Here is a 20,859-nt window from a genome sequence, read left to right as displayed (position 1 = left end):
TATGTGGGTCTGGTTTCGGGGGCGTGTTTTGCTGATTTTGGTCACCATGTGACCTGCATCGACAAGAATTCGGAGAAGATCGATCAGCTTCGCTCGGGCGGGGTTCCGATTTACGAGCCGGGCCTTGATCTTCTGATCGAGCGCAATGTGCGCGAGGGTCGGCTGGATTTCGAGACGGATCTGACCGATGCGGTGAAGGCGGCGGATGTGGTGTTCATCGCGGTGGGCACGCCGTCGCGGCGGGGCGATGGTCATGCGGATCTGAGCTATGTGTACGCGGCGGCTGAAGAGATCGCGCGCTCCATGGACGGGTTCACGGTTGTGGTGACCAAGTCCACCGTGCCGGTCGGGACGGGCGACGAGGTTGAGGCGGTGATCCGCAAGACCCGTCCGGATGCGCAGTTCGCGGTGGTGTCCAATCCCGAATTCCTGCGCGAGGGCGCGGCGATCGAGGACTTCAAGCGGCCTGACCGTGTCGTCGTGGGCGTTGAGAACGACACCGCGCGCGAGGTGATGCGCGAGCTCTATCGTCCGCTGTTTCTCAACGAGACCCCGATCGTGTTCACGGCGCGGCGCACGTCGGAGCTGATCAAGTACGCGGCGAACGCGTTCCTGGCGATGAAGATCACCTTCATCAACGAGATGGCGGATCTGTGCGAGGCGGTGGGCGCGGACGTGCAGCAGGTGGCCAAGGGGATCGGCCTGGACAACCGGATCGGGAACAAGTTCCTGCACGCCGGTCCCGGCTATGGCGGCTCGTGCTTCCCGAAAGACACGCTGGCGCTGACGCGCACGGCGCAGGAGCATGACAGCCCGGTGCGTCTGGTGGAGACGGTGGTCGACATCAATGACAAGCGCAAGGCGGCGATGGCGGACAAGGTCATCAAGGCGTGCGACGGCGATGTGTCGGGCAAGACGGTGGCGGTGCTGGGGCTGACCTTCAAGCCCAATACCGACGACATGCGCGATGCGCCCTCGCTCGACATCATTCCCGCGCTTCAGAAGGCGGGGGCGAGGATCAAGGCGTATGACCCGGCCGGCGCGCTGGAGGCGGAGAAGCTTCTGAGCGATGTGGAGATGACCTCGGGCGCCTATCTGTGTGCGGAGGATGCGGACGTTCTGGTGATCATCACCGAATGGAACGAGTTCCGCGCGCTGGATCTCGATCGTGTGAAGGAGTCCATGAAGGGCTCCATCCTCGTGGACCTGCGCAATATCTACGACCCCGCAGACATGAAGGGCCGCGGCTTCAATTATATCAGCGTGGGGCGATAGGGTTTCCGGCGCCTGAAATCTGCCGCAGTAATTGTTGAAGCCTTTCACGCCATTAAGGCGTGTGGGGCGATGGCCAGGTCGGGCCGCTATGGCTATCGAAGGCGGCAGGGCCCGGTTTGGAGTCAGGAGCAGCTCATGTGCGGCATTGTCGGCATCGTCGGATCGACCACGGTAACAGAGCGCCTGGTGGAAGGGCTGCGGCGGCTTGAATATCGCGGCTATGACTCTGCCGGCGTTGCGGTGATCACGCCGGAGGGCGTACTGGAGCGGCGCCGTGCGCCGGGCAAGATTTCAGGTCTGGACCAGGCGATCGCCAGCGACCCGGCCGATGGCGCTGTCGGGATCGGCCATACCCGGTGGGCGACCCATGGCGCGCCGACGCTGGAGAACGCCCACCCCCATGCCTCAGGCCCGGTCGCGATCGTTCACAACGGCATCATCGAGAACTATGCCGAATTGCGCGAAGAGCTGAAGGCGGCCGGCTTTGCCTGTTCAACCCCGACCGACTCGGAAGTGATCGCGCATCTGATCGCCGCGGGCCTGAAGCGCGGTCTCGACATGGCGGGCGCGTTTCATGCCGCCGTGGACCGCTTGCGCGGGGCCTATGCGTTGGCCGCTCTGAATGTCGAGGATCCGGATGCGCTTTACGTGGCGCGCTCGGGCTGTCCGCTGGTTGTGGGGCTGGGCGAGACCGAGGGCTATGTCGGGTCTGACTCCCTGGCGCTCGCAGGCTGGACCAACAAGGTGATCTATCTTGAGGAAGGTGACCGGGCCATCGTCACCGCGGGCGATGTCCGCATCCTTGACGCCCAGCAACGCCCCGCCAATCGCGAAGTGCATGTTTCCCGCGCTGTCGCCGGCTTTGCGGACAAGGGCGAGTACCGGCACTTCATGGAAAAGGAGATCCATGAACAGCCGGACGCGATCGCTCACACCCTGTCGCGCTATGTGGATGTGGACGCCGGCCGTTTCACCACCGACGGGCTTCTGGACTGGAAAGCGATCAACCGTCTTCTGGGTACGGCCTGCGGCACGGCGTTCTACGCCGCCGCGATTGGCAAGTACTGGTTCGAGAAGCATGCCCGGCTGTCTGTCGAGATCGATGTGGCCTCCGAGTTCCGTTATCGCGATCCGGTGATCGGCCCGAAGGATGCGGCGCTGTTCATCTCCCAGTCGGGCGAGACCGCTGATACGCTCGCCGCTTTGCGCTATTGCAAGCAGGCGGGCGCAAAGACGCTGGCCGTGGTCAATGTGGCCGAATCCTCCATTGCCCGCGAGGCGGACGCCATCGCCCAGACCCAGGCCGGACCCGAAATCGGGGTGGCCTCGACCAAGGCCTTCACGGCCCAGTTGACCGCCATCGCCTCTCTCGCGATCGGCGCCGGTCGCGCCCGGGGCGTTCTCACCGAAGCGGATGAAGCGCGCTTCGTCACGGCGCTCCTGGAAACGCCGCGCCTGATCAATGCCGCTCTCGGGGTTGAGCCGCAGATCGAGAAGATCGCCCAGCGGCTGACCCAGGCGCGGGACGTGCTGTATCTGGGCCGCGGAGTCTATCATCCGCTGGCCATGGAAGGCGCTCTGAAGCTCAAGGAAATCAGCTACATCCACGCCGAAGGCTACGCCGCAGGAGAGCTCAAACATGGCCCGATCGCGCTGATCGAGGAGGGGACGCCGGTGGTGGTCGCCGCACCGCATGACGCGCTGTTCGAGAAGACGTTGTCGAACATGCAGGAAGTCGCCGCCCGTGGCGCCGAGATCATTCTGATTACGGATGAGCAGGGCGCTGCACTGGCCGTGGACACGGCCGAGCACATCGTCACCATGCCCGAATGTCCCGAATTCATCCGCCCCATCGTGGCGGCGGCGCCGATCCAGCTTCTGGCCTATCACACGGCTTCACTCAAAGGCACCGATGTGGACCAACCGCGGAATCTGGCGAAGTCCGTGACGGTTGAGTAATCGCGCTCGTGCAGACATTGCGGCGAGACGGTTCAGAAGCTATCAACCATGCGGATCATGCTCAGGGGGCAAATGATGTCGGGCGCCGTTCGCAAAGCAGTCATTCCGGTCGCAGGGTTTGGGACGCGCGTGCTCCCGGCGACCAAGGTCATTCCGAAGGAAATGCTGCCGGTCTATGACCGTCCGGCCCTGCAATATGTCGTCGACGAGGCGCTGGCCGCCGGAATCGAACACTTCATCTTCATCACCGGGCGCAACAAGGGCGCGATCGAGGACTATTTCGATCACGCCTATGAGCTTGAAGATGCGCTGGCGCAGAAGAACAAGACGGCGCTCCTGGAGACCTTGAACACGCTTCGTCCCGAGGCGGGGACCTGCAGCTTCGTGCGTCAGCAGGCGCCGAAGGGGCTGGGCCACGCCATCTGGTGCGCCCGCGATCTCGTGGGCGATGACCCCTTCGCCGTGATGCTGCCTGACATGATCATGGATGGCGCGACGCCCTGCCTGAAAGGCATGGTCGACGCCTATGCCGGGACGGGCGGGAACCTGGTCTCGGTTGAAGCCGTGCCCGAGGAAGACGTATCCAAGTATGGCGTCATCAAGCCGGGCGCGGACAAGGGCGTGCTGCTGGAGATGCTGGGCATGGTGGAGAAGCCGCCGGTTGATCAGGCGCCGTCCAATCTGATGATTTCGGGGCGGTACATTCTGGAGCCGCGGATCATGGAGCTTCTGGGCAACCAGGCGCCAGGCGCCGGCGGGGAAATCCAGCTCACCGATTCCATGGAGACCCTGCTCAAGACCCGCCCGTTCCACGCCTACAAGTTCGAGGGCGTGACCTATGACACCGGATCGCCGCAGGGCTATCTGGAAGCGTTCGCCGCCATGGCGCTGAAGGCGGACCACACCGCCAGCGAGGCGGTGCTCTCGGGCCTTCTGAAGGGCGATCGGCGGGGCTAGCCCGCGGCCTGGCGGGTCGCTTCGGCCAGATCCTCGGCGACGGAGGTGACGAGATGATCGTCATCGCCCTGGGTCATCACCCGGATCAACGGTTCGGTGCCTGACTTGCGCAGGACGAGCCGGCCCTGATTGCCAAGTCGGGTCTCGGCGTCCTTCTGGGCCTTCTGGACGCTCTCAAGCTCCAGCGGCGAGGCGCCCTCATAGCGCACATTGATAAGAACCTGCGGCGCGGGTTCGAAGAGATGGCAGATCTCGCTCGCCGGTTTCTGGGCGCGCACACAGCTCGCCAGCACCTGAAGCGCGGCGATCAGGCCGTCGCCCGTTGTGGCGTGATCAAGCAGCACGACGTGCCCGGATTGTTCGCCGCCGACATTGTATCCGCCACTGCGCATGGCCTCGACCACATGGCGATCGCCGACCTTGGTGCGAACAAGCCTGAGGTTCTCCGACTGCAGATAGCGCTCCAGCCCGAAATTGCTCATGACCGTGGTGACGACCCCGTCGCCCGCGAGCTGGCCGGTGTCGAGCTGGTCCTTGCCGATGCGAGCGATGATCTGATCGCCATCAATCAGTTCGCCCTTCTCGTCACACAGGATGGCGCGATCGGCGTCGCCATCCAGCGCAATGCCGATATCGGCGCCCAGCTCGCGCACGGCCCTGATCATGGCTTCGGGCGCCGTGGAGCCGCATTCGCGATTGATGTTGGTGCCATTGGGCGCCACGCCGATCGGGTGGACGTCCGCGCCCAGCTCCCACAAGGCGATGGGGGCGGTCTTGTAGCCGCCGCCATTGGCGCAATCGACCACCACCTTGATCCCGGACAGGGAGAGTTCGCGCGGGAAGCTGGCCTTGGCGCCCTCGATATACCGGCCATAGGCGTCCTTGTAGTGATCGAGCTTGCCGATCTTCTCGCCATCCACCGACGACGCATCCGGATCAGCCTCGATCAGGCGCTCGATCTCGAGTTCGCTGTCATCGGCCAGCTTGAAGCCGTCCGGTCCGAACAGCTTGATTCCGTTGTCTGTATAGGGATTGTGCGACGCCGTGATCATGATTCCGAGATCGGCGCGCATGGAGCGGGTCAGCATGCCGATGGCGGGGGTGGGGCAGGGGCCGATCAGCCGCACATCCATCCCCGTTGCGGTCAGGCCGCCCACCATGGCGTGCTCGATCATATAGCCAGAAAGACGGGTGTCCTTGCCGATCACCACCATGTGGCGACGGTCGCCCTGACGGACAAAGGAGCCGATGGCCCGGCCCAGTTTCAGCGCGACCTCGGGGGTCATCGGGTGCTGGTTGGCGCGACCGCGAACGCCGTCCGTGCCGAAATACTGTTTCATGGGCAAAGGTCCCCGTGCTGGCTCAGGTGCTCTGGTGGTAGGCTGATCGCAGAGCCGATGCAATCACATGGCCATTCCGGCCGCTGGTGAAATAAAACGACAGGCTTCGTGACTTTTCTCCAAACTGCGAAGCTCATATGAGCAGGGTCACCCTTTTCGCTTTGCGCCAGGAATACGCATCATGCTGCCTTTCATTGACCTCGCCGCCCAGCGGGCCCGTCTTCAGCCCAAGCTGGACCAGGCCATCGCCAAGGTGATCGAGGAAGGACGCTATATCTTCGGCCCGGAAGTCACCGATCTGGAAGAGAAGCTTGCCGCCTTCAGCGCCGCCCGGCATGCGCTGACCTGCGCAAACGGCACTGATGCGCTGGCCTTGCCTCTGATGGCCTGGCAGGTGAGCGAGAAAGACGCCATCTTCGTGCCCAGCTTCACCTTCGCCTCCACCGCAGAAATGCCTGCGCATCTGGGCGCGCATCCGGTGTTTGTCGATATTGATCCCGAGACCTATTGCATGGATCCCGGATCGCTGGAGAAAGCGGTCGCCTGGGCGAAGTCGGAAGGTCTGAACCCGCACACCGTGATTGCGGTGGATCTGTTCGGTCAGCCAGCGGACTATCCGGCGATCTCGGCGATCTGCAAGGCGGAAGGCATGAAGCTGATCGCCGACAGCGCGCAGGGTTTTGGCTGCACGCTGGACGGCAAGCACCCGGTCGAATGGGCGGATGTGGCGACCATCAGCTTCTACCCCGCCAAGCCGCTGGGCTGTTATGGCGATGGCGGCGCGGTGGTGACCCAGGATGACGAGCTGCAGCATCTGATGAAGTCGTTGCGCAATCACGGCGAGGCGGATGAGCGCTATTACTATGCCCGCATCGGCCTGAACTCGCGTCTCGACACGATCCAGGCGGCGGTTCTGCTGCTCAAGCTTGAAATCTTCGCAGACGAAATAAAAGCGCGCAATGTCGCCGCCGACGCCTATGCCAAGGGCTTTGGCGATGTGGTGAAGGCTCCCAAGGTGATCGAGGGCGGCGTGTCCACCTGGGCGCAATATACCATCGAGGTGGATGATCGTGACGCCTTCCGCGCCAGCCTTGCGGAGAAGAGCGTGCCGACGGCCGTCTACTACCCGGTCCCGCTGCATCTTCAGGATTGCTATGCGGCCTTCAAGCAGATGCCCGGCGGTTTGCCGGTGACCGAAGCGGCGGCCCATCGCGTGGTGTCGCTGCCGATGGACGCGTATCTCGAAGGCGACCGGTTGTCCCAGGTCATCGCCGCTGTGCGCGCGTCCGTGTAATTGCGCGACCGCAGCGCTTGATCCTTCAGGCGCGGCTTCCGAATTGTGAGACGAACCAGACGGGCGGTCCCTCAGGGCCGCCCGTTCTTTCGTCGACGGACCGCGATAAAAATGCTGCAGTGCACAGTCTCGAGGTTTTGCCGGGTTTCTGCGCTATGCAAAAGCTCATAAACTGACTACCACATCCGCTGATCCTTTCATGACCAAGGGGCGTCGTCATGACCGACATCCAGACGCGCATCCGCACCTATGCGCAACGCTTCCAGAGCGGAGCTCAGCCACGGGCGCGTGAGCTTTCTCCACATCTCAAGGCGCTGGAGGCTGAAGCCATTCACATCATGCGTGAAGTGGCGGCCGAGTTCGAGCGTCCGGTCATGCTCTATTCGATCGGCAAGGACTCAACGGTCATGCTGCATCTGGCGATGAAGGCCTTCTTCCCGTCCAGGCCGCCCTTTCCCTTCCTGCACATCGACTCCCTTTGGGAGTTCCAGGCCATGGGCGAGTTTCGCGACGCGCTCAGCGAGGCTCTGGGGCTCGACATGATCGTGTGGGTCAATGAAGAGGGCAAACAGCGCGAGATCAATCCGTTTACGGATGGGTCGGCGCTGCACACCCAGGTGATGCGCACCGAAGGGCTCCTGCAGGCGCTCAATGACGGGCGGTATGACGCCGCATTTGGCGGCGGTCGCCGGGACGAGGAGAAGTCCCGCGCCAAGGAACGCGTTTTCTCCTTCCGCAACGCCGCCCACGCCTGGGACCCGCGCAATCAGCGCCCCGAGCTCTGGCGCACCTACAACACCCGGATCCGCAAGGGTGAGAGCATTCGCGTCTTCCCGCTGTCCAACTGGACCGAAGTCGATATCTGGCAATACATCCTGGAAGAGGACATTCCCATTGTCCCGCTTTACTTCGCAGGCGAACGACCGGTTGTGGAGCGCGACGGCACGCTGATCATGGTCGATGACGAACGGATGGTTTTCGAGGACGGCGAAACGCCGGAAATGCGCAAGATCCGCTTCCGGACGCTGGGCTGTTACCCGCTCACCGGCGCTGTGGAGAGCGAGGCGGAAACGCTTGATGACATTGTTCTTGAAATGCTCACCGCGCGCACGTCCGAACGCGCAGGCCGCCTGATCGATTTCGACGAGGCGGGCTCCATGGAGAAGAAGAAGCGCGAGGGGTATTTCTAAGATGGCTGATGATGCAATCCGCGCTGAAGTCGCCGAACGTCTGACCCGGGCGGGGGAGAACGGGGTGCTGCGAGTGATTACTTGCGGCTCTGTGGATGACGGCAAATCCACCCTGATCGGCCGACTTCTGTATGACTCCAAGCTGCTCTTCGAAGACCAGATCAAGGTGCTTGAGCGCGATTCCCGCAAGCACGGCACTGCAGGTGAGGAAATCGACTTCGCCTTGCTGCTGGATGGTCTTGAGGCCGAGCGCGAGCAAGGCATCACCATCGATGTGGCCTATCGCTTCTTCAATACGGAAAAGCGCAAGTTCATCGTCGCCGACACGCCCGGTCACGAGCAGTACACGCGCAACATGGCGACGGGCGCCTCGACGGCGGACCTCGCCATCATTCTGGTGGATGCGCGCAAGGGCGTGCTGACCCAGACCAAGCGACATACCTATATCGCCAACATGATGGGCATCCGTCATGCCGTTCTGGCGGTGAACAAGATGGATCTGGTGGAGCATTCCCGCGCCCGCTTCCACGAGATCGTCTCCGAATACCTCACCATCGCCGAAGATCTGGGCTTTGCGACCATTACGCCAATCCCGATCTCCGCGCGCTATGGCGACAACATCTTCTCCCGATCGGACGCCATGAAATGGCATGACGGCCCGACGCTCATGGAGCATCTCGAACGTGTGGACACCAACACCGAGAAGGAAGCGGCCTATGCTTTCCGCTTCCCGGTGCAATGGGTGAACCGTCCCAATCTCGATTTCCGCGGCTTCTCCGGGACTGTGGCGTCAGGCGCCGTGGCGCCCGGCGATGATGTGGTCGTCGCGCATTCCGGCAAGGCGGCCAAGATCAGCCGCGTGGTGACGGCCGATGGCGATCTCGAAACCGCAAGGGCGGGCGACGCCGTCACGCTGGTCCTTGATCGTGAAATCGACATTGCACGTGGCGACATGCTGGCGGACCCGCAGCAGCGCCCGGAAGTCTCTGACCAGTTCGCCGCGGAAATCCTCTGGATGACTGAGGAGGAAATGCTTCCGGGACGGTCCTATCTGCTCAAGGCCGGCGGACAGGTCTCGCCCGTATCCGTCACGACCCTCAAGCACAAGCTGAACGTCAACAGCTTCGAGAAAGAGCCGGGCAAGTCGCTCAAGCTGAACGAAATCGGCGTCTGCACGCTCTCGACCTCGCGGCCCATCGCCTTTGATCCTTACAAGGATCAGCGCGAGACCGGCTCCTTCATCCTGATCGACCGCTTCACCAACCAGACGGTGGGCGCCGGCATGATCGAGTTCTCCCTGCGCCGGGCCAGCAACATCCACACTCACGCCATGGATGTGGACAAGGCGCGCCGCGCCGACATGAAGGGCCAGAAACCGGCTGTGCTGTGGTTCACGGGCCTGTCGGGCGCGGGCAAGTCCACCATCGCCAACCTCGTGGAGCGCAAGCTGGCCGAGGCGGGGCGTCACACCTATTCGCTCGACGGGGACAATGTCCGCCATGGGCTGAACAAGGATCTGGGCTTCACCGATGTGGACCGGGTGGAGAATATCCGCCGGATCGGGGAGGTGGCGAAGCTGTTCGTGGATGCGGGCCTGATCGTGACCTGCTCCTTCATCTCACCCTTCCGATCCGAGCGTCAGATGGTGCGCGAACTGGTGGACGAGGCGGAGTTCATCGAGATCTTCGTCGATGCGCCGTTGGAGGTCTGCATGCAGCGCGATCCCAAGGGCCTCTACAAGAAGGCGCAGGCTGGCGAGATCAAGAATTTCACAGGCTTCGACAGCCCGTATGAAGCGCCCGAAAGCGCCGAGATCCACCTCAAGACGGGCGATCTGTCTGCAGAGGATGCGGCCGAGCGCGTGATCGAGACGCTGATCGAGCGCGGCTTCATCGGCTAGGGCCTGAACCAGACGACGGGTCCTGTGACCCGTCGTCGCCTGTCACGCTGCTAACGCGGCGGTTGGGCCCAGGCCACGAAGGCGCCGTTCTTGTAGCCCGCATCGGTCTTGCCGTAGCGGAAGGGCGCCCCCTCCGGATCCGTAACGACGCCGCCGGCGGCATTCAGCACGGCGTGTCCCGCGGCCGTGTCCCACTCCATCGTGGGTCCGAAGCGCGGATAGAGATCGGCCGCGCCTTCCGCCAGCTTGCAGAACTTCAGGGAAGAGCCCGCCGACACCGCCTCGGTGACGCCCTGGGCTTCGGCGAAGGCCTTCGTCTGTTCATCCGCATGCGACCGGCTCATCACGGCGGTCATGCCGGATGCGGGTTTCTCGCGGGTATGGGCCGGTGAGAGTTTGTCAGACGTCAGGGTTTCCCCCGGTTCGAATGCGCCGGTAAAGGCGGTTTCACCGCCCAGATAGAGCTGCTTGAGGGCCGGGGCGTAGACCGCGCCCGCGACCGGAGCGCCGTCGCGGATCAAGGCGATATTGATGGTGAACTCGCCGCGCTTGGCGATGAATTCCTTGGTGCCGTCAACGGGGTCGACGAGCAGGAACTCGTCCTCGACAGAAGGCCGGATGCCGGCCTCAAAGCTTTCTTCCGCCAGCACAGGCACATCAGGCATCAGCTCGGCGAGCGCCTTGAGGATGATGACCTCGGCGCGCTTGTCCGCTTCAGTGACGGGCGATTTGTCGGCCTTCTGCTCGGCGGTGAAGTCGCTCTCATAGACCTCCATCACCGGGATGGCGGCCTCCAGGCAGATCTGACCAAAGGACCGGGCGAGAGCGTCGAGTGTCATGGTCAGATCCTTCTTGGGCTAGCGGCGTTCCGCTTTCAGCAGGTTCTTCAGATAAGCGCCATAGGCGTTGGGGATCGAATTGGCGGTCTTTTTCAATTGTTCGTCGGTGATGAAGCCGTTGCGCCAGGCGATCTCCTCAGGACAGGCGATCTTAAGGCCCTGACGCTTCTCGATGGCGCGGACATATTCGGTGGCTTCCACCATGCCTTCCACCGTGCCCGTGTCCAGCCAGGCGACGCCGCGCGAGAGCAGTTGAACCTTGAGCTGGCCGCGCTCCATATAGGCTTCGTTCACCGAGGTGATTTCGAGCTCACCGCGCGCAGAGGGCGTGATCGACTTGGCGATCTGCACGACGCTGGAATCATAGAAGTATAGCCCGGTGACCGCCCAGTTGCTGCGTGGCTTCTTGGGTTTTTCCTCAAGGCTGATGGCGCGTCCGCTCTCATCAAGTTCAACCACGCCGAAGGCGGTGGGATCCGCTACATGATAGGCGAAGACCAGCGCGCCTTCGTCAAATTCGCCTGCCGTGCGAAGGCCTTCCACGAGGCCGGCGCCATGGAACAGGTTGTCGCCCAGAATGAGAGCGACATTGTCATCGCCAATGAAGTCTTCGCCGATCAGAAAGGCTTCGGCGAGGCCCCGGGGCTCGTCCTGCTCCGCATACTGAATGGTGACTCCGAAGCGGGATCCGTCACCCAGAAGGGTTTCATAGGCGGCTTTGCTCTCAGGCGTGGTGATGATCAGGATCTCACGGATCCCTGCCAGCAGGAGCGTGGAAAACGGATAGAAGATCAGCGGCTTGTCATAGATCGGAAGCAGCTGCTTTGACACGGCGAGGGTGATCGGACGCAACCGGCTGCCCAGCCCTCCAGCCAGAATGATGCCTTTTGTTGTTTTCGACATGGCGCGCGCTCACTCAACCTTTGCGCTGCTCATAGCGCCGAGAGATCACTTCAGGCAAGCCCGCGCGCCAGTCTCCGGGGCCGATTCCCGTCGCCGTCAGCAAGGCTTGGGCGTCCATGCGCGTATCGAGCGGACGCTGGGCCGGTTGGGGAAAGGCGCTTGAATCCACTGGGTCGATGACCGGCTCAACGGGCAGCTGGGGCTGCGCCAGCCGGATGGCGGCCCTCGCGAAATCGAACCAACTCGCCGCCGGTCCCCCGCTGAAATGGAACACACCGGCGGGCATCGTCTCAGACCGGGCGAGGCGGAGCAGCGCATTCGCCAGATCCGGAGCCCAGGTCGGCGTGCTGATCTGGTCTTGGACCACTTTCAGAGGCAGTCCGTTGTCCAGCCTGTTCAGAATGGCGTTGAGAAAACTGCCGCCCCGCCCATCGAAGATCCACGCTGCGCGCAGGATGAGAGCGTCCTCATTCGCCGTGATCACCGCATCCTCGCCATTACGCTTGGTGCGCGCATAGACATTGAGCGGGCGAGTGCGGGCCGTCTCCTTGTAGGGCGCGCCGCCTGCCGCACCGTCAAAGACATAGTCGGTCGAGACATGCAGGAACCGCACGCCGCGCGCCTTGCAGGCCGCCGCCAGTCGCGCGGGCCCTGTGCAATTGAGGGCCTGGGCGCCTTCGGGGTCGGACTCCGCGCCGTTCACATCCGTATAGGCGGCGGCGTTGATCACCGCACAAGGCGCGTGAGCGTCCAGCAGGCTTCCCGCATCGTCCCGGGACAGGTCGAACTGGTCGCGACCGCACGCGACAAGTCCGGAATCAAGTTCGAGCAAGGCCTGCGCCAGCTGCCCGGAGCGCCCGATGACGAGAATCCGATCGCGGGCCGCAGAATCCGCGCGCGTCATGCGCTCAGCCCGAGACGCTCGCCCTGATAGGTCTTGTCCAGGATTGGCCGCCACCAGTCCTCGCGGGCGAGATACCAGTCAATGGTTTGCGCAAGACCGTCCTCGAAACTGACGGAGGGCGCCCACCCCAGACTCTGCTTGATGGTGCTGGCGTCAATGGCGTAGCGCTGGTCATGGCCAGGGCGGTCCGTGACGAACCGGATCTGTTCGGCGCGCGAGGCGTCACCGGGACGGATGACGTCCAGACGCTCGCAAATGGCTGTCACCACGTCGAGATTGGTGCGTTCAGCGTCGCCGCCTATGCAATAGGTCTGACCCGCCTCCCCCTGGCTCACAACCAGCTCGAGGGCGCGCGCATGGTCATCCACAAAAAGCCAGTCACGCACGTTCGATCCGTCGCCATAGACCGGCAGGTCCTCGCCCGAAAGCGCCTTGAGGATCATCAGCGGAATGAGTTTTTCCGGGAACTGGCGCGGACCGTAATTGTTCGAGCAGTTCGACACCCGCACATCCAGGCCGTAGGTGCGGCCCCAGGCGCGCGCCAGATGGTCCGACGCCGCCTTGGAGGCGGAATAGGGCGAGGAGGGATCATAGGCTGTCTCTTCAGAGAACTTGCCCTCAGCGCCCAGCGATCCGAACACTTCGTCGGTGGAGACATGCAGGAAGGAAAAGCCGTCTGCGGCCTGGCCGCGCTTGTCGCGATACGCGCGCGCCGCTTCCAGCAAGGTGAAGGTGCCCAGCACATTGGTGTCGACGAAATCCTTGGCGCCGGTGATCGAGCGATCCACATGGCTTTCCGCGGCCAGATGCATGACAGCGTCCGGTTCAAAACGGTCGAACGCCTGATGCACCGCCTCGGCATTGCGAATGTCAGCGTGCAGGAAATCGTAATTGGGGTGATCTTCGAGATCCGCCAGAGAAGCTTGCGAGGCGGCATAGGTCAGGGCGTCCAGGTTGAGCACCCGCCAGCCGGTCTCCAGAACCAGCCGCCGCACCAGGGCGGAGCCGATAAAGCCCGATCCACCCGTCACCAATACCCGCATGCCTATGCTCCATCCCATCCCGCCGGGAAGAGCGGGGCGATCTCTTTCAGGCGCGGGGCGGCGGCGTCCTTGTCCGACAGGATCGGATCGTCCACCCCCCAGTCGACGCCCAGATCGGGGTCGTTCCACGCCACCGATCCATCATGCTCTTTCGAGTAATAGTCCGTCACCTTGTAGGCAACCCGGGTATTGCCGGTGAGCGTGACGAAACCATGAAGAAATCCGGGCGGAACCCAGAGCTGCCGACCGTTCTCCTCGCTCAGCTCGATGGCGGCCCAGTGACCGTAGGACGCCGATCCGTCCCGGATATCCACGACGACATCCCGGATGGCGCCCGTCATGACCCCGACCAGCTTGCCCTGGGCGTGCGGCGGGGACTGGTAGTGCAGCCCGCGCAGGGTGCCGGCCTGGGCGGAGAAGGACAGATTGTCCTGAACGAAGCGGACGTCAAAGCCTGCGTCGGCCAACCGGCGCTGATTGTAGCTTTCGCTGAACCAGCCGCGGGAATCGCCGAAGCGGGCAGGCGTGATCACAAGCGGGCCGGCCGCGCCGAAAAGGTCGTCTGAAAGCGTATCGATCATGGTGGACTTTATGCGTATCCGAAATGTTTGCGCCAGGGCTCGAGCGGCTCCAGGATTCCGTCATTAAGGGCGCTGTAACGCGTCCAGCGGCCCTTTGAGGAGGTATAGAGCTTCTGGATGACCTGGTCAGCAGAGGCGGTGCGAATGACTTTGCGCTCGCGCGCGGTCTTCCAGAAATCGACCAGACCGTCCTCCCAGGGCAGGCCCAGATGTTCGATGACCGGCTGCACGACGCCCTGAAGGTCGGTGACAAGCTCTTCATAGCGCACATAGCTGACATCAAGATCGAGGATCTCCTCGGCCTTCACCCAGAAGCTCATAACCTGATCATAGAGCGCGACAGCCCGCTCCATCGAGGTGAACTGGTACATGGCGTCGTTCAACAGGAAGTTCTGGCAAAAGCAGGACGTGACCACGTCGGCCGGATCGCGGACCGGGAAAATCACCTTCGAATCGGGGAAGATATACTTGATCAGCCGCGCGAAGGTCGTGTTGAGCGGCATCTTGTCGACATACAGGGTGTCGGGGTCGAGCTCGGATCGGCTCAGCCGTGCGAAATTCTTGTAGTACAGCTCCTGCAAGGTCTCGGGCGGGGTGTCATAGAAAGACTCAAGCAATTGCCGCCATCCCACGCCGAGCTGATGCGGGGCGCCCTTGAAATAGGAATCCAGAAGCGTGTCCCGGATGGTGGGCGGCTCTTCGAGCACTTCAATCCCGCTATGGGTTCTCAGGATCGTGTCCAGCAATGTCGTGCCTGAGCGGGGAAAGCTGTACATGAACACGATGCGCGGCGACCCGGGCGCTGACGCGACCGTATGATCCGACAGGCTTTCGGACGACTTTGACACCAGGTCGTTTGTCAGAATTCGCACCCGATCCGGATAGGAATTGGGGTTCACGCGCCCTGTCTTCAGGGTCAGGCTGGCGTGCAGGGCATTGCCGCGCTCGTACATCTTGTAGGCTTTGTCGTAATCACCGGCCTTGTCGTAGAGGCGGCCCGCCACCATGGCGATATTGGCCTGCTCGTCATCGGTGGCGGCATCGCTCTCGATATGCGCCTCGATAAGTCTGAGCGCTTCTTCGGTCTCTCCGAGATCATTGTGCATGAGGGCCCGGATGAAATGGATGGACGGGTGGCTGTATGTCACGCCGTTGGCGTCAATGGTCTCGAAGACCGGCTTGAGGACCGCCCCGGATCCGGGCTTGTTGAGGATGCGCAGGGCGCTCGCCAGGTTTATCTCGTCAATCGAAGCGGTTTCGGCAATCCTGATTGCGATGGCGCTCGCTTCGTCATGCCGATCCAGGTCGGTCAGCGCATTCGCGTAGGCCAGCTGGAAACGGATGTCCGCCTGATGCTCCGCCGACGCGGTTTCGTAGAGCGCCGCCGCCTCTTCAGGCTTCTTGGCGAAGATGTAGGCGTAGGCGGAGGATGAGAGCAGCCGGACATTCGGCGCCAAGGCCTCGAGGCTGCCCCGCGCACAGGCGACAGACGCCAGTTGCGCATTTGAGAATGTCAGATACTCGATCTGCAGGATGTGCAGGTCGTAATCGGACGGCGCCATGGCGAGGCCGGCCCGGATGGCGCTCTGGGCTTCCTGCATTTTCAGGGACATCCGATAGGCATGGCCGATGAGCCGCCAGATCCTCGCATCCGTGATGTCGTGATCGAGCTGCTTGTTGAAGACGGCGATGGCCCGATCAAACTCGCGCTTTTCAATGAAGGCGTTGAGTTCCTTCAGGGCGAGGGGCGAGGATTTGCGGGCGAGCACGCTTTTCAGGGCCGCCCGTTTCAGATCCATCTGCGACGCGATCTGCTGGATCAGCGAATCGACGGCGGCGCTGTTTTGAAAGGCGTTGCGATGTGCGTTGAGATATTTCAGGGCCATGCGTCCATGGCCGGACTGTGCGAGGGCGAGGGCGTAGTCCGCCCGATACTGGTCCGACTTCAGCAGGCTGGCCGCTGCATTCAGCTGGTAGAGCGCCCCCATGATCATCGCAGGCTGGCCTGTGCTGATCTGCAGGGCGGCCAGATTGTGGAGCGCCACAGCGTTCTTGGGATAGAGGCTGAGCCCTTCGATATATTTCAAGGACGCGTTGACCAGATCCTTCTGGCCTAAAAGCGCGTTGGCTTCTCGCGTCAGTTCAGTGGAACGATCCAGTATCGCGGTCATGCCGGGCTCCCCATCTCACAATCGGTGAAATCGCTAGGGCGTCCGTCGCATGGGGTCAATCCGCCAGTGTGAGGCGAATCGGTTCGCTTCAGGCGGGCCGGAGAGGGCGATGACAGTGCACAAAGGCGTTGTTAACCACTCGCCGCCCAGTATCCCCCGCGCCTATCTGGGTCACAACTGTGGAGCGACCAGCATGAGTGACATTCTTCCCGAGCGGAGTCGTTGCCAAAGGGCGACACTTGTCCGGGAAGAGCCCGTGATGGGCATGAGGGCGCAGATCGCAAACCAAATAATCGGTTGACACTTGTGCCCTAGCTCGCCTTTATTCCAAACCGTTCGGCGCCTCGCTTGAGGGGGGCGTGTGACAGCACTCTCTGCAGGGGTGCGTTATGACAAACTGTCCCCATGGCGCTGAACAGCCATGGCTAAACCAATGGGGGATACCCAGATGAAACTGACTAACCTTCTTACCGGCGCTGCTGTTGCCGCTCTTCTGACTGGCGCTGCCAATGCTCAGATCGTTTCCGGCGACAACGACGCCAACGCGAACAACGACCTCGGCGCGTCCCTGGTCTTCGCGTCCGAGCTTGACCTGGCTGCAGCTGCTCCGACCGGTCACGTTGAACTGACCTTCGGCACTGCTGAAACTAACGCTCTGGCCGCTCTGGCCGCCACCGACTCCGTCACCATCAAGTTCGACCTCTCCGGCGGTCTGTCCTGGAATGGCAACCTGTCTGACGCCAACCACACCGGCGCTGACACCGCCTGCGAATTCAACATCTCCGCAGCGGGCGGCACCGGCACCCAGACCGTGTCCTACGCTCTGGATGGCACCACTGAAAACGCACCTACCTGCTCTGCTGCAGCTGGCGACCTCGAGTTCCGCTTCCCGATCGAAATCACCGGCACCGGCAACATCTCCTTCACCATGTCCCTGACCGCAACCGGCACCACGCTGGCTTCCGGCACCCTGGACGTGGACGGCGGCACCGCCGGCACCCAAGGTTATGTTCGCACCGCGCAGGCGTTCACCTACGCCTTCGCTGACGACGCCACCACCGAGGCTGTCTCGCTCGCCAACTCCTACGAAACCTTCGTGGGCACCGGCATCCTGGGCACCCTGACCGGCGCCGACACCGCCGGCGTGATCGTTGCGGCCGCCAACGCGGGCAACACCGCAGCTGACTCCTCCTCCAACACTCAGGTTGATGGCGGCGAGCTGGTTGTGACCTTCCCACAGCCGGCTGGTATCGCTTCCGTGACCCTGGACCTCGCCACTCCGGCGACCGTGGCCCTGGACGCCAACGGTTCTGCGACCTTCCAGCTGGACGCGACCGAAATGGACGAGTTCGACGGTGCGTCGATCAACATCATCGCCAACGAAGCCACCGGTGCTGACGCTGCGGCCATTGCTAACCAGCAGCCGACCGCGACCTTCACCGTGTCTGCTCCGTCCGCCTCTGATCTGACGATCGCTGGCGACACCGCGGTGAACAACACCGACCTCGACGCTCTGCTGCGTCAGGGTTCCAACACCACCACCTTCGAGTGGGTTGGCGACACCGCCACCTCCACCGCGAACGTGTTCCGCGCTGTTGGCCTGGGCGCCACCCTGCCGACCATCCGCGTGACCCTCTCCAACTCCACCGCTGACGTGGACGGCGAGTACGAAGTCACCCCGGCTGGTTCGCTGACCAACGGTGAGCTGATCCTGACCGAAGCTGACATCGAAAACGCTGTGGGCTCCGCCTTCGGCCGCGCCGATGTGACCTTCTCCTTCGAAGCTGCTGGCGTCACCGTCCGCCGCTTCCTGGTCGGCAACAACGGCACCCTGACCGACATGGGTGACGACAACGGCTAATCCTTCTGATCTTCGGATCAATGGATGGAAAGGGCGGCTTCGGCCGCCCTTTCTTTTTGTGTTTTGAAGGCTTTCGCTGAGGGGCGCGGCTTTCCCCTGTGTTCAGATACAGTATGCTTGGGCCGCACGGGGCCTGTTGGCCGGATGGAATGCGGGTGTAGGGATGGATCACCGTCGGATTGGCGACATTCTGCTGGAGCGAGGTCTGGTGACGTCGGTCGATCTCGAGCGCGCCGCCCGCTACCAGGACGAGATCGGCGCCTTGTTCGGTCAGGCGCTTCTGCGACTGGGCGCCCTGTCCGAAGACATGCTGTTGAGCGTCTTGTCCGAGCAGCTGGATCTGCCGGTGCTCAAGCCGGATCACCTGCCGCAATCCGCCCAGCTTTATCATCAGGCTGCTCGCAGCCTCGGACTGTCCGTGGACTGGCTGCTCTTGCACGATACGGTGCTGTGGTTCGAAGCAGGGCCGGAAGATGAACCCACGGAGGGGGCAGAGCCTGTTTCGCCAGAGGGCGAGCGGGAACGCCCCCTGTTCGTATTCTCCCGGGCGCCTCTGGATCCGGCGCTGCACGAAACGCTGTCAAGAAATGCGTCCGGCCCGGTGCAGGTCGTGCTGGGACCCAACCGGCTGCTGGACAGCGCGCTGGCCGCACTCAGATCTGCGGGCCGCGTGCAGTCGCGCGATGACATGGATGACGCCCAGCGACTGCGGGAAATGGCCGAAGAGGCTCCCGTCATTGATTTTGTGAACGGCGTTTTTGAGGACGCTCTGCAGCGCCGGGCCTCTGATATCCATATCGAGCCCTTCGAGAGCCACTTCCAGATCCGCTTCCGGGTGGATGGCGTGCTGCATCAGATGCAGACCCTGCCCCGGGCTCGCTTTGATGCGGTGGCGAGCCGGATCAAGCTCTTGTCCAACATGGATATCGCCGAGCGTCGCCTGCCCCAGGACGGTCGACAGTCCGTGCGCTTCGCGGGTCAGGATATCGATTTGAGGGTCTCGTCCCTGCCGGGAGCCTGGGGGGAAAGCCTGGTCCTGCGCCTTTTGCGCAAGCAGCAGGAATTGCCAAGCCTCCAGGGCCTCGGACTTGAAGGCCACGCCATGAACGTGTTCCAGCAGCTGATTGCTGAACCCAATGGCGTCATCCTCGTGACCGGACCGACAGGATCGGGCAAGTCGACCACGCTCTATCGCGGGCTGGAGCTCGTCAATGATGGCGAGCGCAAGATCATCACCATTGAAGACCCGGTCGAATACGACATGGCGGGCATCACCCAGGTCCAGGCGCGTTCAGAGATCGGTTACACCTTCGCCAAGGGTTTGCGCGCGATTTTGCGCCAGGACCCTGATGTCATCATGATCGGCGAGATCCGGGACGGGGAAACCGCCTCCATCTCGGCCCAGGCGGCGCTGACCGGTCACCTGGTGCTCTCGACCCTGCACACCAATTCCGCACTGGCGGCGATCGAGCGGCTTATTGACCTGGGAGTCGAGCCTTTCCTGGTGTCTTCCGCCCTGCGCGGGCTGATGGGCCAGCGTCTGGTGCGACGCCTGTGCGAGCATTGCGCCCGGCCCGCCAACGCTGAAGACGTCGCTCTGGGAGAGCGCATGCTGGCCGATGCGCGTGCAGACGGCGCGTCCGGTCTCCCTGTCCAGGGGCATTGGCGGACGGCGGATGGCTGCCATCACTGTGGCGGTCAGGGGTTTGCCGGCCGTGTGGCCGTGTTTGAAGCCGCCCGGATCACGCCGGCGCTGCGCAGCGCGATCAATGAGCGTGCGGACGCCGCAGGCCTGCTGGCTGCTGCGCGACAGGACGGATATCTCACCTTGCTGGAAGACGGCCTGATCAAGGCGTCCCAGGGCATCACCTCCATCAGTGAGGTCCTGCGGGTTCTCGGCGCCGGTCAGGCGCGTCAACAGGTCCAGGCCTGAGCGGAGACGGACATGAGCGCGCACTATTCCCATTACGACGCCCTCGAGAACATGAAAAAGGCGGTGGCCGACGGTCATCATCGCGCGGTCATCGGCGGCATGTGGGACGAGCTGGGCGCGCTGCAGAAACGCTTCCTGCTGTCGCAGGGGCTCCAGCCCCATCACCGGTTCATCGACATGGGGTGCGGTTCGCTGCGTGCGGGCGTCCCCCTGACCGAGTATCTGGATGCAGACCGTTATTACGGCGTTGATATCAGTGCGGACCTTCTGGAGGCCGGATATGAGCGGGAAATCATTCCCGCGGGGCTGGGCGCCAAGCTGTCTCGTGACCATCTGAGTGCGAATCCGGATTTTGACGCCACCGGTTTCGGCGTGATGTTCGACTATGGCATCGCCCAGTCCGTCTTCACGCACATGCCCATCTCCCGCTTGACCGATTGTCTGTCCGCACTGGCGCCGGTCTACGCCGAGGGCGGCCGGTTTTACGTGACCTTCTTTGAACGCCCCGCGGATGCGGCGCCGGATGCCCCGCTTCCCCATGAGCCGGGCGGTGTGGTGACCTATCCCGACCGCGACCCGTTCGACACCACGCTTGCGGCGCTGAAGGCGGCGACGCCAAATGGGTGGAGGCTCGAGGTGTTGGGGAGCTGGGATCATCCGCGAGATCAGCGCATGGCGCTCTTTGTTCGCGAAACCGGGCAGGACTGAT

At 62.9% G+C, this 20,859-nt stretch carries 16 protein-coding genes; 9 read left to right on the top strand and 7 right to left on the bottom strand.

What is annotated here, in order from left to right:
* The 3 genes from B2Z70_RS11275 to galU form a co-directional block, all read left to right on the top strand.
* Positions 1-1,275: UDP-glucose dehydrogenase family protein (locus B2Z70_RS11275; protein ID WP_292983356.1), on the top strand; the 1,275-nt coding region annotated here is incomplete at its 5' end.
* Between the two features lie 135 nt (positions 1,276-1,410).
* The gene (gene glmS, locus B2Z70_RS11270; RefSeq protein WP_009801939.1) at positions 1,411-3,234 is read left to right on the top strand and encodes a glutamine--fructose-6-phosphate transaminase (isomerizing); all 1,824 of its coding nucleotides are present in this window, start codon (positions 1,411-1,413) and stop codon (positions 3,232-3,234) included.
* Between the two features lie 72 nt (positions 3,235-3,306).
* Positions 3,307-4,191, top strand: a complete 885-nt coding sequence (gene galU / locus B2Z70_RS11265; protein WP_349682217.1) for a UTP--glucose-1-phosphate uridylyltransferase GalU — start codon at positions 3,307-3,309, stop codon at positions 4,189-4,191.
* Here galU and glmM read toward each other — a convergent pair.
* Positions 4,188-5,531 (bottom strand): phosphoglucosamine mutase, encoded by a 1,344-nt coding sequence (glmM, locus tag B2Z70_RS11260; RefSeq protein WP_292983351.1) that lies wholly within the window; start codon positions 5,529-5,531, stop codon positions 4,188-4,190. The genes galU and glmM overlap by 4 nt on opposite strands.
* 181 nt (positions 5,532-5,712) lie before the next feature.
* On the opposite strand from glmM, the gene B2Z70_RS11255 reads away from it, so the two are divergent.
* The 3 genes from B2Z70_RS11255 to cysN all read left to right on the top strand — a co-directional run bounded on the left by B2Z70_RS11255 (position 5,713) and on the right by cysN (position 9,915).
* On the top strand, positions 5,713-6,825 hold the full coding sequence (locus B2Z70_RS11255) for a DegT/DnrJ/EryC1/StrS family aminotransferase (protein ID WP_292983349.1): 1,113 nt from the start codon (positions 5,713-5,715) through the stop codon (positions 6,823-6,825).
* A gap of 218 nt (positions 6,826-7,043) precedes the next feature.
* A complete protein-coding gene (gene cysD, locus B2Z70_RS11250; protein WP_009801935.1) occupies positions 7,044-8,015 on the top strand; it encodes a sulfate adenylyltransferase subunit CysD in 972 nt (323 codons plus the stop codon).
* Between the two features lies 1 nt (position 8,016).
* Positions 8,017-9,915, top strand: a complete 1,899-nt coding sequence (cysN, locus tag B2Z70_RS11245) for a sulfate adenylyltransferase subunit CysN (protein ID WP_292983346.1) — start codon at positions 8,017-8,019, stop codon at positions 9,913-9,915.
* A 50-nt stretch (positions 9,916-9,965) separates the two neighbouring features.
* Here the strand turns inward: cysN and cysQ are convergent, their stop codons facing one another.
* The 6 genes from cysQ to B2Z70_RS11215 are packed head-to-tail and all read right to left on the bottom strand — an operon-like array spanning position 9,966 to position 16,356.
* Positions 9,966-10,754: a 3'(2'),5'-bisphosphate nucleotidase CysQ gene (gene cysQ, locus B2Z70_RS11240; RefSeq protein WP_292983344.1), complete on the bottom strand. Its 789-nt coding sequence runs from the start codon at positions 10,752-10,754 to the stop codon at positions 9,966-9,968.
* An 18-nt stretch (positions 10,755-10,772) separates the two neighbouring features.
* The gene (gene rfbA, locus B2Z70_RS11235) at positions 10,773-11,657 is read right to left on the bottom strand and encodes a glucose-1-phosphate thymidylyltransferase RfbA (protein ID WP_292983342.1); all 885 of its coding nucleotides are present in this window, start codon (positions 11,655-11,657) and stop codon (positions 10,773-10,775) included.
* A 13-nt stretch (positions 11,658-11,670) separates the two neighbouring features.
* On the bottom strand, positions 11,671-12,561 hold the full coding sequence (rfbD, locus tag B2Z70_RS11230; RefSeq protein WP_292983340.1) for a dTDP-4-dehydrorhamnose reductase: 891 nt from the start codon (positions 12,559-12,561) through the stop codon (positions 11,671-11,673).
* Positions 12,558-13,604 (bottom strand): dTDP-glucose 4,6-dehydratase, encoded by a 1,047-nt coding sequence (rfbB, locus tag B2Z70_RS11225; protein WP_292983338.1) that lies wholly within the window; start codon positions 13,602-13,604, stop codon positions 12,558-12,560. The genes rfbD and rfbB overlap by 4 nt, the downstream gene beginning before the upstream one ends.
* Before the next feature lie 2 nt (positions 13,605-13,606).
* Positions 13,607-14,185, bottom strand: a complete 579-nt coding sequence (rfbC, locus tag B2Z70_RS11220) for a dTDP-4-dehydrorhamnose 3,5-epimerase (protein ID WP_292983336.1) — start codon at positions 14,183-14,185, stop codon at positions 13,607-13,609.
* 8 nt (positions 14,186-14,193) lie between these two features.
* On the bottom strand, positions 14,194-16,356 hold the full coding sequence (locus B2Z70_RS11215) for a tetratricopeptide repeat-containing sulfotransferase family protein (protein WP_292983334.1): 2,163 nt from the start codon (positions 16,354-16,356) through the stop codon (positions 14,194-14,196).
* Positions 16,357-16,804: 448 nt separating this feature from the next.
* Between B2Z70_RS11215 and B2Z70_RS11210 the strand changes: the two genes are divergently transcribed.
* From B2Z70_RS11210 to B2Z70_RS11200, 3 genes are all read left to right on the top strand, one after another.
* On the top strand, positions 16,805-18,217 hold the full coding sequence (locus B2Z70_RS11210) for an autotransporter outer membrane beta-barrel domain-containing protein (RefSeq protein WP_292983332.1): 1,413 nt from the start codon (positions 16,805-16,807) through the stop codon (positions 18,215-18,217).
* Between the two features lie 163 nt (positions 18,218-18,380).
* A complete protein-coding gene (locus tag B2Z70_RS11205) occupies positions 18,381-20,150 on the top strand; it encodes a GspE/PulE family protein (RefSeq protein ID WP_292983330.1) in 1,770 nt (589 codons plus the stop codon).
* A 12-nt stretch (positions 20,151-20,162) separates the two neighbouring features.
* Positions 20,163-20,858, top strand: a complete 696-nt coding sequence (locus B2Z70_RS11200) for a class I SAM-dependent methyltransferase (RefSeq protein WP_292983328.1) — start codon at positions 20,163-20,165, stop codon at positions 20,856-20,858.
* Position 20,859: the final 1 nt, after the last annotated feature.

This window comes from Oceanicaulis sp. UBA6590 (assembly GCF_002433705.1).
In the GTDB taxonomy this organism is placed as follows: domain Bacteria; phylum Pseudomonadota; class Alphaproteobacteria; order Caulobacterales; family Maricaulaceae; genus Oceanicaulis.
Note: the sequence above shows the minus strand (reverse complement) of the source record. Positions and strands in the feature narration are given on the sequence as shown.